The sequence below is a fragment of the Kutzneria sp. 744 genome (genome assembly GCF_000568255.1).
Taxonomy (GTDB): Bacteria; Actinomycetota; Actinomycetes; order Mycobacteriales; family Pseudonocardiaceae; genus Kutzneria.
Genome location: NZ_KK037166.1, coordinates 9,808,012 through 9,821,349 on the forward strand (window position 1 = coordinate 9,808,012; position 13,338 = coordinate 9,821,349).

General features: G+C 69.6%; 15 protein-coding genes. 7 read left to right on the forward strand and 8 right to left on the reverse strand.

What is annotated here, in order from left to right:
• Positions 1–2: 2 nt before the first annotated feature.
• Together KUTG_RS44885 and KUTG_RS44890 are read left to right on the forward strand one after the other, a co-directional pair.
• Positions 3–197 carry a ferredoxin gene (locus tag KUTG_RS44885; protein WP_043725940.1) on the forward strand — a complete coding sequence of 65 codons (195 nt, stop codon included), beginning with the start codon at positions 3–5 and terminating at the stop codon, positions 195–197.
• Positions 194–1,396, forward strand: a complete 1,203-nt coding sequence (locus tag KUTG_RS44890; RefSeq protein ID WP_043725942.1) for a cytochrome P450 — start codon at positions 194–196, stop codon at positions 1,394–1,396. The genes KUTG_RS44885 and KUTG_RS44890 overlap by 4 nt, the downstream gene beginning before the upstream one ends.
• Here the strand turns inward: KUTG_RS44890 and KUTG_RS44895 are convergent.
• The 4 genes from KUTG_RS44895 to KUTG_RS44910 form a co-directional block, all read right to left on the reverse strand.
• The gene (locus KUTG_RS44895) at positions 1,386–2,069 is read right to left on the reverse strand and encodes a nitroreductase family protein (RefSeq protein ID WP_043725945.1); all 684 of its coding nucleotides are present in this window, start codon (positions 2,067–2,069) and stop codon (positions 1,386–1,388) included. The genes KUTG_RS44890 and KUTG_RS44895 overlap by 11 nt on opposite strands.
• Before the next feature lie 33 nt (positions 2,070–2,102).
• Positions 2,103–2,933 carry an ammonia-dependent NAD(+) synthetase gene (gene nadE / locus KUTG_RS44900; protein WP_043725947.1) on the reverse strand — a complete coding sequence of 277 codons (831 nt, stop codon included), beginning with the start codon at positions 2,931–2,933 and terminating at the stop codon, positions 2,103–2,105.
• Positions 2,934–2,964: 31 nt separating this feature from the next.
• The gene (locus tag KUTG_RS59750) at positions 2,965–3,369 is read right to left on the reverse strand and encodes a hypothetical protein (protein WP_157495231.1); all 405 of its coding nucleotides are present in this window, start codon (positions 3,367–3,369) and stop codon (positions 2,965–2,967) included.
• A gap of 288 nt (positions 3,370–3,657) precedes the next feature.
• Positions 3,658–4,104, reverse strand: coding sequence for an RNA polymerase sigma factor (locus KUTG_RS44910; RefSeq protein ID WP_043725951.1), 447 nt, complete (start codon positions 4,102–4,104; stop codon positions 3,658–3,660).
• Positions 4,105–4,235: 131 nt separating this feature from the next.
• On the opposite strand from KUTG_RS44910, the gene KUTG_RS44915 reads away from it, so the two are divergent.
• On the forward strand, positions 4,236–6,728 hold the full coding sequence (locus tag KUTG_RS44915; protein WP_084580539.1) for a helix-turn-helix transcriptional regulator: 2,493 nt from the start codon (positions 4,236–4,238) through the stop codon (positions 6,726–6,728).
• A gap of 26 nt (positions 6,729–6,754) precedes the next feature.
• On the opposite strand, the gene KUTG_RS44920 is transcribed toward KUTG_RS44915, so the two are convergent.
• The gene (locus KUTG_RS44920; RefSeq protein WP_043725955.1) at positions 6,755–7,075 is read right to left on the reverse strand and encodes a hypothetical protein; all 321 of its coding nucleotides are present in this window, start codon (positions 7,073–7,075) and stop codon (positions 6,755–6,757) included.
• A gap of 283 nt (positions 7,076–7,358) precedes the next feature.
• Here KUTG_RS44920 and KUTG_RS44925 point away from each other — a divergent pair, with 283 nt between their 5' ends.
• On the forward strand, positions 7,359–7,814 hold the full coding sequence (locus tag KUTG_RS44925; RefSeq protein WP_043725957.1) for a carboxymuconolactone decarboxylase family protein: 456 nt from the start codon (positions 7,359–7,361) through the stop codon (positions 7,812–7,814).
• Here the strand turns inward: KUTG_RS44925 and KUTG_RS62415 are convergent.
• Entirely contained in the window at positions 7,811–8,185 is a 375-nt protein-coding gene (locus KUTG_RS62415) for an STAS domain-containing protein (RefSeq protein ID WP_052396156.1), read from the reverse strand. The two genes, KUTG_RS44925 and KUTG_RS62415, sit on opposite strands and share 4 nt — an antisense overlap.
• 178 nt (positions 8,186–8,363) lie before the next feature.
• On the opposite strand from KUTG_RS62415, the gene KUTG_RS44935 reads away from it, so the two are divergent.
• The 3 genes from KUTG_RS44935 (at position 8,364) to KUTG_RS44945 (ending at position 12,340) form a co-directional block, all read left to right on the forward strand.
• Positions 8,364–9,449, forward strand: a complete 1,086-nt coding sequence (locus tag KUTG_RS44935) for an acyltransferase family protein (RefSeq protein ID WP_052396829.1) — start codon at positions 8,364–8,366, stop codon at positions 9,447–9,449.
• 78 nt (positions 9,450–9,527) lie between these two features.
• Positions 9,528–10,817 carry an NAD(P)/FAD-dependent oxidoreductase gene (locus KUTG_RS44940; RefSeq protein ID WP_043725962.1) on the forward strand — a complete coding sequence of 430 codons (1,290 nt, stop codon included), beginning with the start codon at positions 9,528–9,530 and terminating at the stop codon, positions 10,815–10,817.
• 98 nt (positions 10,818–10,915) lie between these two features.
• The gene (locus KUTG_RS44945) at positions 10,916–12,340 is read left to right on the forward strand and encodes an alpha/beta hydrolase (RefSeq protein ID WP_052396830.1); all 1,425 of its coding nucleotides are present in this window, start codon (positions 10,916–10,918) and stop codon (positions 12,338–12,340) included.
• Here KUTG_RS44945 and KUTG_RS44950 read toward each other — a convergent pair.
• On the reverse strand, positions 12,337–13,143 hold the full coding sequence (locus KUTG_RS44950; protein WP_043725965.1) for a PhzF family phenazine biosynthesis protein: 807 nt from the start codon (positions 13,141–13,143) through the stop codon (positions 12,337–12,339). The genes KUTG_RS44945 and KUTG_RS44950 overlap by 4 nt on opposite strands.
• A 20-nt stretch (positions 13,144–13,163) precedes the next feature.
• Positions 13,164–13,316 carry a zinc-binding dehydrogenase gene (locus KUTG_RS57320; RefSeq protein WP_255361054.1) on the reverse strand — a complete coding sequence of 51 codons (153 nt, stop codon included), beginning with the start codon at positions 13,314–13,316 and terminating at the stop codon, positions 13,164–13,166.
• Positions 13,317–13,338: the final 22 nt, after the last annotated feature.

A 13,338-nucleotide genomic window follows, 5' to 3' on the forward strand; every position in this document is an offset into this window, starting at 1 on the left:
CCATGCAGGTCTTTGTCGACCAGGAAAAGTGTTGTGGCGCCGGCAGTTGCGTGCTGCTCGCGCCGGATGTGTTCGACCAGCGGGAGGATGACGGCATCGTGGTGCTGCTCGACGCCGCGCCACCCAGTGAACTGCACGGCGCAGTCCATGAGGCCGTCAACGTCTGCCCGGGCGCGGCGATCCGGGTGGCGTCATGACCGTGCTGCCCGAGTTTCCGCTGCCCAGGGCGGCCGGCTGCCCGTTCGATCCGCCGCCGGCGCTGCGTGAGATGCAGCAGGAGGGGCCGGTGGCCCGGGTGCGGCTGGCCGACGGCAGCACGCCGTGGCTGGTCACCCGGTACGACGAGCAGCGGGCCGTGCTGGCCGATCCCCGTGTGAGCGCCGACATCGACCGCCCCGGCTACCCGCTCGGCGCACCACGTCCGCCCGGCGCCGCCGGCAGCGGGCTCGGCTTCATCATGATGGACGACCCCGAACACGCCCGGCTCCGCCGCATGGTCACGGGTTCGTTCGCGATCAAACGGGTCGAGGCGATGCGGCCGGCGGTGCAGCGCATCGTGGACGAGCGCATCGACCAGCTGCTGGCCGGCCCGCGGCCGGTCGACCTGGTGGAGGCCTTCGCGCTGCCGGTGCCGTCGCTGGTGATCTGCGACCTGCTCGGTGTGCCGTACACCGATCACGACTTCTTCCAGCGGCAGAGCAAAGCCATCATCGGGCGCTCGACTCCGCCCGCCGACCGGATGGCCGCCATGCAGGCGCTCTACGAGTACCTGGACGAGCTGGTGGGACGCAAGCTCGTCGAGCCGACCGGCGACCTGTTGTCCCAGTTGGCCGCCCGCGTGAACGCCGGGGAGCTGGCTCGGCGGGATGCCGCGCAGATCGGCGTGCTGCTGCTCATCGCCGGGCACGAGACCACCGCGAACATGATCGCACTGGGCACCCTGGCCCTGCTCGAACAGCCGGCGCAGCTTGCCGTTCTCCGTGACTCCGACGACCCCGAGCTGATCGCCTCGGCCGTCGAGGAGTTGTTGCGGTACCTGCACATCACCCACAACGGGCGTCGGCGGGTCGCCGTGGAGGACCTCGAGATCGGCGGCGAGGTGATCCGGGCCGGCGAGGGGATCATCGCCGCCGGCGACATCGGCAACCGCGATCCCTCGGCCTTCGGCGACCCCGACCTCCTCGACCTCGCGCGGAATCCACGGCACCACATCGCTTTCGGCTTCGGCGTGCACCAGTGCGTCGGGCAGCCGTTGGCCCGCATGGAGTTGCAGGTCGTGTACGGCACCTTGTACCGGCGTCTCCCCGACCTGCGCCTGGCCGTCGACGCCGACCGGATCTCGTTCAAGCACGACGGCGCGGTCTACGGCGTGTACGAGCTGCCCGTCACGTTCTGACCACGACCAGCGCCTCGGAGAGCGATTTCCGGCTCAGGTCGGGCACTTCGCAGTCGTCGGCCGGATAGCCGACGGGGAAGAGGATGTATGGCCGCTCGGTTGCCGGGCGGCCGAACAGCTCCGTCAGGAAGATCATGGGATTCGGCGTGTGGGTGAGCGTCGCCAGGCCCATTTCGTGCAGGGCGGTGATAAAAAGCCCGCAGGCGATCCCGACGCTCTCGTTGACGTAGTAGTTCTTGCGCAGCGAGCCGTCCGGACGCGGTGTGCTCTTCTGCGCGAACGCCACCACCAGCCAGGGAGCGCTCTCCAGGAACTCCTTGTTCTCGTCGGTCTCCAGCCGGGACAGCGCCGCGTGCCACTCGGGGGCCTCGCGCTCGTGGTAGAAGCGGCGTTCCTCCTCCTCGGCCGCCGCCCTGACCTGCCGCTTCAGCTGCGGGTCGTCGGTCGCGGCGAACGTCCACGGCTGGAAGTGAGCCCCGCTCGGCGCGGTGTTGGCCGCCCGCACCGCGAGCTCGATCGCCTGCTGCGGAACGGGATCGGGGGAGAACCACCGCACCGAGCGTCGCTCGTCCAGACGGCGGTAGAAGTCCTCGCCCCGCCGCAGCGCGTCGTCCAACGACGGCCGGGCGGGGCGGTAGGGCACGAAGGGATGCTCATGGCGGCGTTCGGGCACGCCTTCGACCCTGGCACGCCGCCGGTCAGCGGTCTAGCTCTTGCGCCACCAGGTGTCGAGAGGGGTCACGGGCACGGTCCGCTTGTGCCGAGTCGCCAGGAACACCGACTCGACCCGCTGGGCGACCTCCGGCGTGACGTCCAGGCCCTCCAGGTAGTCGTCGAGCTCGGTGTACTTCATGCCCAGTGCCACCTCGTCCGGCAGCGCCGGCCGGTCGTCCTCGAGGTCCGCCGTCGGCACCTTCTCCCACACGCTCGGCGGCGCCCCCAGCTCCTGCAGCAGCGCCGCGCCCTGGCGCTTGGTCAGTCCCGTCAGCGGCGTCACGTCCACGCCGCCGTCGCCGTACTTGGTGAAGAAGCCCGTGACCGCCTCCGCCGCGTGGTCCGTGCCCACCACCAGCATGTTCAGCTGGCCGGCGATCGCGTACTGGATCACCATGCGCTCGCGGGCCTTGATGTTGCCCCGCACGAAGTCCCGCAGCCCCGCCTCGTCCAGGCCCCTCGCCGCCTCCGCCGCCACCTCGTCCGCTCCCGGCTTCACGTTCACCGTGATCGACCGGTCGGGCTGGATGAACTTCAGCGCGATCTGCGCGTCCTCTTCGTCGGCCTGCACCCCGTACGGCAGCCGCACCGCCACGAACGTCGCCTCGTGCCCCTCGGCCCGCAGCTCCTCCGCCGCCAGCTGGCACAGCCGCCCCGTCAACGTGCTGTCCTGCCCGCCGCTGATGCCCAGCACGAACCCCTTGGCCGGCGTCGACCGCAGGTACTCCTTGAGGAAATCGACCCGCTGCCGGACCTCGACCTTGGGCACGACGGTCGGCTTGACGCCCAGTTCGGCGAGGATCTGCTCCCGTAGGTTCACCATCCCCGCACTCTACCGAGCCCTCGGGCGGTGATCAGTTGCCCAGCGGCAGCTTGAGAGGGAGGCCGGGGAGGGATGGCAGCGGGGGCAGCGCGGTGGGCAGGTGGCGGAGGAGATCCGTGACGACGCTGTCCACGTGCGGCACGACATCGGGCGCCGGCAAGAGGTGGGTCGTGGTGGTCGTGGTGACCGATGAGGGGACAGTCGTCGAGGTCGTCGTGGTCCTGACAACAGTTGTTGTCGACGTCGTGACCGGGGGCGGAGGCGGGGTTGTCGTGGGGCTGGTGGTCATGGCGGCGGGGGCTGCGGCGTGGGGGAGCGAGTGGTGCGGGGCGGGGGAGCCGGGTAGGAGCATCACGGCGGCGACCGGGGCGGCGACGGCGGCGCAGGTGAGAGGGGCGGCGAGGCGCTGGAGGACGCGGGCGCAGCAGACGCCCACGGGGAGGACGATGGCGTTGCGCAGCTTGCGGAGCCGGCGGCGGGCGCGAGCGGACTCGTCCTGCTGTCATAAATACTGCAGAATGTTAAAGATTCGCTATGATGAGAGTATGCCTGGGCTATGACGCCAATTTCGCGTTAGCGTGAAGCCCTCTTTCACAAGCGGGCCCCCGTCGTGGCCTCAGCGCCATGCTGACAATGCTATGTCAGTCCTCAACCGGTTCCCTCGGTCCAACCACTCATAGTGCTCGACCCTTCGAAGATGATGGCTACTCAAATGTATCGTCGATTATATACGGCTATAGACCAGGCCTATGCTAAGAGGCCTGCGTCGGATGGGATCGAGTGAATCTGATGTAGATAATACACTCGGGGCCTGTAAAATAGTTCGTTTGGGGGGAGTAAGTGCGGCAGGTCGGCCATGGACCGGACGAGCCCAGCGCGCGAGGTCGCGGTCGGCGACGAGGTCGGCGGGATCGGCGGGGGCGATGGCGGAGGGCTCGCGCTGGCCGGCGACGCGTTCCCGGGAGCGGCGGCGGAGCTGGTCGATCAGCCGCCGCCGGGAGACGGTGGCGACCCAGCCGGCGGGGGCCCGCACGGAGGCGGGGTCGTCCACCTCCAGCAGCTCGACCAGCGCCTCGTGCACGCAGTCCTCGGCCTCCTCGACGGTGGCCCCGGCGGCAAGGCACAGGCGCAGCGCATGGGCGCGCACGGTGCCGTACTCGTCGACGGTCATGCCCCTCCCTCGATCGATCCGGAAGCTAACACGGCGGACGCTCCGGAATCGCCTAGTGACCGATTGCCATCTCTTTTGCGGGCGGAGCGCTTCCCGTACGACCCCTCTGTGGACGGCGGAGGGAGCACTGGGTGCGGGTGAGACAGGCGTGTGTAGGCCGCGACGCCGAGCTGGCGGTCATCCGGCAAGCGCTTTCCGAGGGGCCGGCGGTGGTGTGCGTCGAGGCGGCGCCCCGGATGGGGCGGACGACGCTGCTCAAGGCGGGCGCGGAACTGGCGGCCGAACTCGGGTTCACGGTGTTCGCGGCTCAGGGCTCGGCGGTGGAGCGGGAGTTCCCGTACGAACTCGCGGCGCAGCTGTTCGATCCGGTCGCCGGCTCCGTGCTGGATCGCCTCGCGAGCGACGACGACCCCAGGGCGGTTCAGGCGGCGCTGCGGGAGCTGTATCGCGAGCTGCGTGAACTGGCGAGTAGCACGCCGGTGCTCATCGCCGTGGACAACCTCGATCTCGCCGATGCCGATTCGCTGCGACTGCTGGACTATCTGCGGCGGCGCCTTACGGACCTGCCGGTGGCGATGATCGTGACAACGTTGCCAGGGCGGCTGGGGGAGTTCGCCCGTGACGCCCGCCGGATCACGTTGGGCCGCCTCGACGAGCGGGCCGTCCGGACGCTCGTCCCCGACGAAGGCGGCCTCGTCCATCGGGCGACCGGAGGACACCCCTGGCTGATCGCGGAGCTGCTGCGCTGCGGCGGGGCATCGATCGGCGAGCTGTGTCGGGAGCCTTCGCCGGAGCTGACGTCGGCGATCATCGCGACACTGGGGCCGGAGCTGGTGGCCGTCGGCCGGGCGGTCGAGGTCCTCGGCGGCGCCGACATCGGACTGGTGGCCGCGGTGGCCGATGTCGATCACACGACGGCCAGCCGCGGGCTCGTTGATCTCGGAACCGTTGGCCTGCCTTTGGTTACGGCGGCGCTGGTCGCCGGCATACCGTCGGAGATGCGGCTGCGGGCGGCGCGGGCGCTGTACCGACGAAGAGCGGCGACCGAGGACATCATCGATCACCTGCTGGCGACTGAGCCCGCGGGCGACGAGTGGACGTGTCGGATGCTGCGCGAGCACGCGGCGACCGCGATGACCGACGGCGATCCGGAGCTGGCGGCCGAGTGCCTGCAAAGGTTGCTGGCCGAGCCACTGTCCGATGAGGACCGTTGGCGAGCGCTGGCCCTGCTCGGTGAGGCCGAGGTTCACACCGATCCCGCCGCGGCGCTGGAACATCTGACTCAGGCCGGCGGCGGCGCGACGTTGGCGTACGAGCTGGCCGAACGCGGGCAGTTGGTCGACGCGGCCCGAGCGCTGGTCAACGTGAACGACGACCTGGCGGCGTTGTCGATCGGCGTCGAACACGCCGGTGTTGTCGACGCGATGCCAACGCTGCCCGAGAACCCGCGCCGGCAACGCTTCTGGCACGCGATCGCGGCTGTCTCCCATACCCTGGAAGGCGATCGGGTGCAGGCGACGGCCGCCTTGAAACGGGCGACCGGTCGGAACCTTGCCGTGACGGCCGGTTCCGACCTGGTGGATCGCCGGGCCTTGCAGCATGTCGTGACCGCACTGTCCATGATGGACGATTTCGACGAGGCGGAGCGGCTGTGCGACACCGCCTTGACCGCGATCTCGGGACGCTCCCGGCCCGCGCTGACCCGCCTGGCCCACGGGCTGCGGACCGAGTTGGCGCTGCGCAGGGGAGCTCTGCGTGACGCACGGCGACTGACGTTGCTGCAACACGACCCGCACGTCACCGCCCTGGCGCCGATGGTCGGCGCCCTGATCGACGTCAACGAGCTTCAGGCGGCGGCCGTGCTGCTGAGCGCCCAGGGGTTGGATGGAGAGGTCCCGGGATCGGCGCGGTTCGATGCCGTGTTGTTCCAGCGTGGGCGTCTTCGCGCGGCCGACGGTGACAAGGTTCGCGCTGTGCACGACCTGCTGGAGTGCGGGCGTCGGCTGGAACAGCGCGGAGTGCTGAACCCTGCGCTATGCCCGTGGCGATCGACTGCGGCGTTGTTGTTGGCGGAGCTGGGAGATCGGCGTCGGGCATTGTCGCTTGTGGAGCGTGAACTGCACCTGGCGCGGCGCTGGGGCTCGGCGTCGACGGTCGGTGTCGCGCTGCGCGGCGCCGGCGTGGTGACCGGCGACGCTGAGCTGCTCTCGGAGGCCGTCGACGTCCTGCGGGAATCGCCGGCGCGATTGGAGTACGGGCGTGCGCTCGCCGACTGGGGCCGCAGCCTGCGGGAATCCGGCGACGAATTGCCGGCTCGCTCCGTGCTGCGGATGGCGCACGACATGGCCATGCGCTGCGGTTCGGTGGCGCTGATGGAACGGTCCGGTCGCGAATTGCGGCAGGCAGGGGGACGTCGCAGATTCGCGCTGGCCGACCCGGCCCTGCTGACCGAGCGGGAATCGTTCGTCGCCCGGCGCGCGGCGGCCGGGCGGACCAACAAGGAAATAGCCGGCGAACTGTACGTCACCACGCGCAGCGTGGAATTCGCCCTGACCAGCGTGTACCGGAAACTGGGCGTCTCCGGCCGGCGTGAGCTGCGGGACGCGCTGGGGACGGGGAACTGACCCCAGCGCGCCCGCACCGACACCTCTCAGCCCACGATCACGAGGTCGGCGACCAGCGAGCCGCCGACCTGGTGGCCCTTCACCGTGATCAGGGCGTTGAGGTCCAGGCTGCCCTGGATCCGGGTGTCGCCCGTCAGCTTGAACTTCACGTCGGCGCCCGCGCTGGTCTTCACGGTCAGCAGGTTGCCGACGACCGCGGTCAGGGCGCCGGACGCGGACACCTCGGCCGAGGCGGAGACGGCCGGGGCGGCGGGCGCGGCCGACGCCATCGCGGTGCCGCCGAGCAGGGCGCCGGCGGCCGCGGTCGCGACGACAGCAGCGGCGATACGACGGTGCAGAGCGTTCATCGTTGTCTCCTATTATCGCGTTTCCGGTCGGAAGTCGTTTCCGCCGTCGAGACAAGAGCTTTCCGCCCGCCGTCCGGTCGCGGAAGGTTTCCGAGGCTCCCTCTAGTGCGTTTCCCCAGTCCGCTACGGGCCGGGCGGGGTGAACCGAATTAAGCCGTTTGCCCGCGGGAACACATTCGGCTCACGCCCTGTGGCCGCCGTCACATCGGGCCGTGTCACATCGCCCGCCGCGCGCTCGTCAGTGAGATGACGGAGCAAGAACCGCTGGAGAAGGAGCGAGATCATGGCTGCTCGTATGACCAACCCCGCCAAGGTGCTGCCCGACACCGTCGCCGGTGTGCAGGGCTTGTTCAAGGCCATTTACCAGGGTGGCGTGCCCAAGGCCACGCTGGACCTCGTGCACCTGCGGGCCAGCCAGATCAACGGCTGCGGCTACTGCGTCGACGCCGGCGTCACCAGCGCCCAGAAGGCCGGCGAGAGCGTCGACCGCCTGCTGCGCGTCTCCGCGTGGCGGGAGAGCGACCTGTTCACCGACGCCGAGCGGGCCGCCCTGGCCCTCACCGAGGCCGCCACCCGCATGGCCGACCAGGTCGACCCGGTGTCCGACGCGGTGTGGGACGACGCCGCCGACCACTTCGACGAGAAGGCGCTGTCCGCGATCATCCTGATGATCGCCACCACCAACTTCTTCAACCGCATCAACGTGACGGTCCGGCAGCCGGCCGGTGAGCAGTTCTAGTCAATGTCGTTGTGGGGCAAGGGAAACGTTGGCACGATGGTGAGCACGGTGTCGAGCCTGGCGACCTGGATCGGGCGCCACACGCTCCGGTTGTCCCCGACGACGACGCACAGCCGGCTGCCCACGGCGGCGCAGAGCTGATCGTGCTCGACCATCATCGCCAGGCCCACCGAGCCGAGAAAGGTCACTCGGCTCAGGTCGAGCACGACCACGGCGGGCGGATCGGCCACGGCCGCGGCCTCCGCGGCGCGTAACCGGTCCGCCGCGTGCTCGGCGGTGGTCAGGTCGACCTCGCCGGTCAGACGGACCACCACCACCGTCTCCGGTTCGTCCTTGGTGAAGACGTCGGCCCGGCTCTCAAGGTCTGCCATCGCGGAAGTCCTCCCCTGCTCGATCCTGACCTGATGCCGGGGGAGTACCCGTGAGGAATTTCGCGAACCACGACCAGGGCAACCGTTGTCCCCGGGGTGACGTCTCCTGACTGCGCGACGCAAATGACGCGCAGTGAAGGGCGATTTCTCTGCCGGGGGGTAGTGAGCTGTGCGTGCGATGACCCATGCCGATTTTCTGGCGACAAGACGCTTTACCGCGCTGGACGGACTGCGGGCGGTGGCCGCCGTCCTTGTCATTGTGTTCCACAGCGGTGGGCCGAGCCTGGAATGGCTGTCGGGTTGGGTGGGTGTCCACGTCTTCTTCGTGCTGTCGGGCTTCCTCATCACGACGCTGGCGTTGCGGGAGGAGTTCCGCAACGGGCGCGTCTCGCCGCGTGAGTTCTACATTCGACGGGCCTTCCGCATTCTGCCGGTCTACTTCGTGGTGCTGGGGGTGACAGCGCTCGTCTACGTGCTGCGCGGGCAGTTCACCTCGGTCGGGTTCGGCCAGGTGATGCCCTTCTATCTGACCTTCAACGGGGAACTGGTCGGCCCCGGCCGGGTCTTCGGCATTGTCTGGACGCTGGGCATCGAGCAGAAGTTCTACCTGGTCTGGCCGCTGCTGGCCTTCGCGGCGGGGGCGTTCCTCGGCCGAACCAGGATTGTCGCGACCGTCTGCCTGCTGGCGTCGATGTTTCTGCTGTGGACCCTCGTGCTGCCGATGTTCGTGCACTACTACGTGATTCTGCTCGGCTGTCTGCTCGCGATGGTGATGCACAGCAAGCGCGGTTTCGCGCTGGTGCGGCCGCTCACCCACCCGGTGGCCGGGGTGTTGGCCGCGGTCGCCCTTGTCGCGGCGCAGCTGTGGATTCCGACGGGTGTGGCGCTGTTCGGCTCGGAGGCTCCGGTGATCGCGCTGTACGCGATTCCCGTGGTGTTGCTGATTCCGTCGCTCGTCTCGCCGGGTCCGGTCTCGTGGCTGCTCAGCCGGCGTCCGCTGGTCTTCGTCGGCGAGCGCTCGTATTCGCTGTACCTGTGCCAGCTGGTGGCCGGTTTCCTGGCGTCCGGCATCTCGCCGATGTTCGGCGTCGCCCGTGTCGCCAGCGCGATCGCCGTGACGCTGATCAGCCTGCTGATGGCCGACCAGCTCTATCGGCACGTCGAGCAGCCGATGATCGCCGTCGGGAAGCGCGTGATCGAGAACCTGCGCCGTCCGGCTGCGGGCAACCCAACCGAGCGCACGCCGGTCGATGCCAGCGCCTGAGCTTCGGGTTGCCGTCGGGCGAGGGTGCTTCCATGCTGGACGGGCCGGGTTGCCGACCGCGGAGTTGGGTGAGGGATTGTGGGCACAGCGAACCGGATCGTGATCGTCGGCGGTGGCTTTGCCGGGTTTCACGCGGCGAAGGCGCTGGTGAAGGCGGTGCCGGAGGACACGGAAGTGGTGTTGGTCAACAAGACGGACTACTTCCTGTACCTGCCGCTGCTGCCGCAGGTGTCGGCGGCGTCGCTGGATCCGCGGCGGGTGGCGGTGTCGCTGACCAAGACGCTGCCGAAGGTGCGGCTGGCGCTGGGCACGGCGGACAAGCTGGCGGTGGATCGGCGTGAGGTGACGTACACGGATCCTGAGGGTGGCTCGCATGTGCTGGGCTACGACCGGCTGCTGTTGGCGGCCGGGAGCGTGAACAAGCTGCTGCCTATCCCCGGGGTCGGGGCGCACGCGCACGGGTTCCGGGGCATCGGGGAGGCGCTGTACCTGCGGGACCACGTGATCCGGCAGATCGAGCTGGCGGCGGCGACGGACGACCCGGCGCTGAAGGCGGCCCGCTGCACGTTCGTGGTGGTGGGGGCGGGCTACACGGGCACGGAGGTGGCGGCGCAGGGCCCGCCGTTCACGGCGGCGGTGGCGGGGCGGAACAGGGCGTTGCAAGGGCAGAAGATCCGGTGGCTGCTGCTGGACGTGGCGCCGAAGGTGTTGCCGGAGCTGGATCCGCGGCTGTCGAAGGCGGCGGACAAGCTGCTGCGCAAACGCGGTGTCGAGGTGCTGATGGGGACCTCGGTGGAGGAGGCGACGGCCGAGGGGGTGCGGCTGACGAACGGCGAGTTCGTGCGGACGCGCACTTTGGCCTGGTGCGTGGGGGTGCGGCCGGATCCGCTGACGGACGCGACGGGGCTGGCGACGGAACGCGGGCGCATCGTCGTGGACGCCACGATGGCGGTGCCGGGCCACCCGGAGATCTTCGCGTGCGGGGACTGTGCGGCGGTGCCGGACCTGACGCGGCCGGGCGAGCTGACGGCGATGACAGCCCAACATGCGATGCGGCAAGGGAAACTGGCCGGCAAGAACATCGCGGCGACGCTCGGGCACGGCCAGATAGCGCAGTACAAGCACCATGACCTGGGCTTCGTGGTGGACCTCGGCGGCCTGGCCGCGGCGGCGAACCCTTTGGGGATACCGCTGTCCGGGCTGCCGGCGGCCGCGGTGACGCGTGGATACCACCTGGCGGCGATGCCGGGGAACCGCACGCGGACGCTGATCGACTGGGGTGTCGACGCGGTGTTCGGACGGCAGACGGTGCAACTGGGGCTGGTGCGCGGAGATGACGTGCCGCTGGACACCGAGCGGCCGGCGTAACACGGGAAGATCCGGGCCGGCGTCATCCCTCGGGCTGAGGCGGCGGTCCTCTCGTGGCCGGACGCTGGATGATCACGGGTGCCGGCATCCTCCCGATCATGTCGTTATCGGGGGTAGCACTTGTTCTGGCGGCCGTGGCGTCGCTGACGACCGGGGTGACGGGCATCGAGTGGCACGGATGTGCGCTCGGGCCCGACGACGCGATCGGCCAGGAGCTCGACAGTCACGGCGCGCAGTGCGCCGAGGTCGTGGTGCCGATGGACTACCGGCGGCCGGACGGCCGGAAGATGTCCGTGGCCTTTTCCCGGGTCAAGGCCACGGATCCGACGCATCGGCGCGGCGTTCTCCTGCTGAATCCCGGCGGTCCGGGGTCCAGCGGGCTGGAACTGGCGGTGCTGGGGACGTTCTCGCCGGCCCTGGGCGCCGTGTACGACCTGATCGGCTTCGATCCGCGGTTCGTCGGACGGAGCGGGCCGCTGTTGTGCCCGTGGCAGACGGCGACGTTTCAGCAGTCGGCGGGACCGACTTTGACCAGCTACAAGGAAAGTGTGGCGTTCGAGGCGAAGCTGGCCGCGCAGTGCGTGCGCGGGCATTTGGGCGAGTTGCCGTACGCCACGTCACGGAACGTGGTGCGGGACATGGACGCGATCCGGGTAGCGTTGGGGGAGCAGCGGATCTCGTACTACGGGGACTCGTACGGCACGTACCTGGGTGCCGTGTACATGCAGATGTTCGGTGCGCACGCGGATCGGTTCGTGCTGGACAGCTCGGTGGACCCCGATCTCTACGGGCCGGGGTTCTTCACCACCCAGGGGCCGGCCATGGAAGCGGCGCTGCGCCACTTCGCCGAGTGGGCGGCGGGAAAACAGGGCATCGGCGAGACGGCCGATGACGTGCTGGGGACGGTGCACCGGCTTGTCGGGGGCGGCCCGGTGAAGGCCGGAGGGTACACAGTGGATGGTCATGTGCTGCCGTATCTGCTGTACAGCGTGGTTCCAAGCGATGCAGCGGAGGATTACACCGAGCTCGCGACGGAGATTCGCCAGCTGCGGGACGGATCGCCGACGGTGACCGATCGGCTGGCGGCGCAGCTGGCCGCCGCGCACGGCGGAGGCGACGACGTGAGCGCCCAGGCGGGGACTCCGTTCCTCTGTGCCGACCGGGCCGTGTCGCACGATCCAGCGGTCTACGACCGTGACATCGAGGCGCATCGAGCGTCCGAGCCGGTCTTCGGGGCGGTGACCCGGAACCTCACGCCGTGCGCCTTCTGGCCGGTGCAGCCGATCGAGGGGCCCACTGTCGTCCACAATGGACTTCCAGTGTTGATGGTCGCCGCCAAGGGAGATCCGGTGACGCCGTATCCGGGTCAGCTGGCCATGCATCGGGCGTTGGCGGGGTCGCGCATGGTGACGCAGCTGGGGGCCTTTCACCACGGGGCTTTCCTGGGGAACGAGTGTGTCGACGGGGTCGTGGTGGGCTATCTGACCGGTGGTGCGCTGTCTGCCGTCGACGGAACCTGTTAGCTGACGGCGCCGCCGAGCCACAGGTTGGTGGGGGTGAGGCGGAGGGTGATCCGGGACGGGCGCCCCATCGCGCGGCCTTGACGGACGTGGATGGGGCGTTCCGGGTCGATCAGCCGATTTTCGAGCAGGCCGTACGCGAGGGCTGCGGCGGCGATGCCGGTGGCCGGATCCTCCGGGTAGCCGGAGGAGCGGGGGAACTGCCGGGCGTCGAAGGCCTGGTCGCCCGACTGCGCGTACGGGTAGAGCCCGGTGGAGCCCAGTTCGTCGCACAGCTCTCGGACGCGGGCGAAGTCGGGCGTCAATCCGTCCAGGATCTTCGGGCTGGCCAAGGGAATCAGGGTCTTCACGCGGGAGGTGCTGGCGTTCTGGATCGGGTAGGGCGCCAGATCGGCTGCGGTGATGCCCAGGACGTTGACAACATCTGTTGTCGGCACCGTGGCGACCGTCCCTTGAGGCTGGCTGATCTCGACGTTTCCGTCGGTGATCAGGGCGTCGACGGGGCCCGACGGCGTGGAGATGGTGAGCCGATCCTTGGCCAGGAGGCCGAGGCGGTGCAGGGTGTGGACGGCGCCCACGGTGGCGTGGCCGCACATCGGCATCTCGTGGTTGGGCACCCAGAACCGGAGCGCGAAGTCGAACGGCGGCTCGGCGCTGAGGACGAAGGCCGACTCTTGGCCGTGAGTGCGGGCCACCTCCCGCATCTCTTCGTCCGACATGGGGTCCGCGTCGAGCACGATCGGGGCGGGATTGCCGCCGCCGGGGCCGTCGGGGAAGACGTGGACCAGATGCGTGGTGGGCGCCATGCCTCCTACCTTCCGTCGAGTCACGGCACCAGGACAACTTTGCCGGTGACGGTGCCCGACTCGGCCAGCCGCATGGCGGCCGACGCCTCGGCGAGGGGGATCTCGGCGGCGACCTGCGGGCGGAGCGTTCCGTCGGCCAGGAGGGCGAAGACCGCGGTGAGGTCCTCGCGCAGGCGGCGGTGGAAGGCCTTGGGC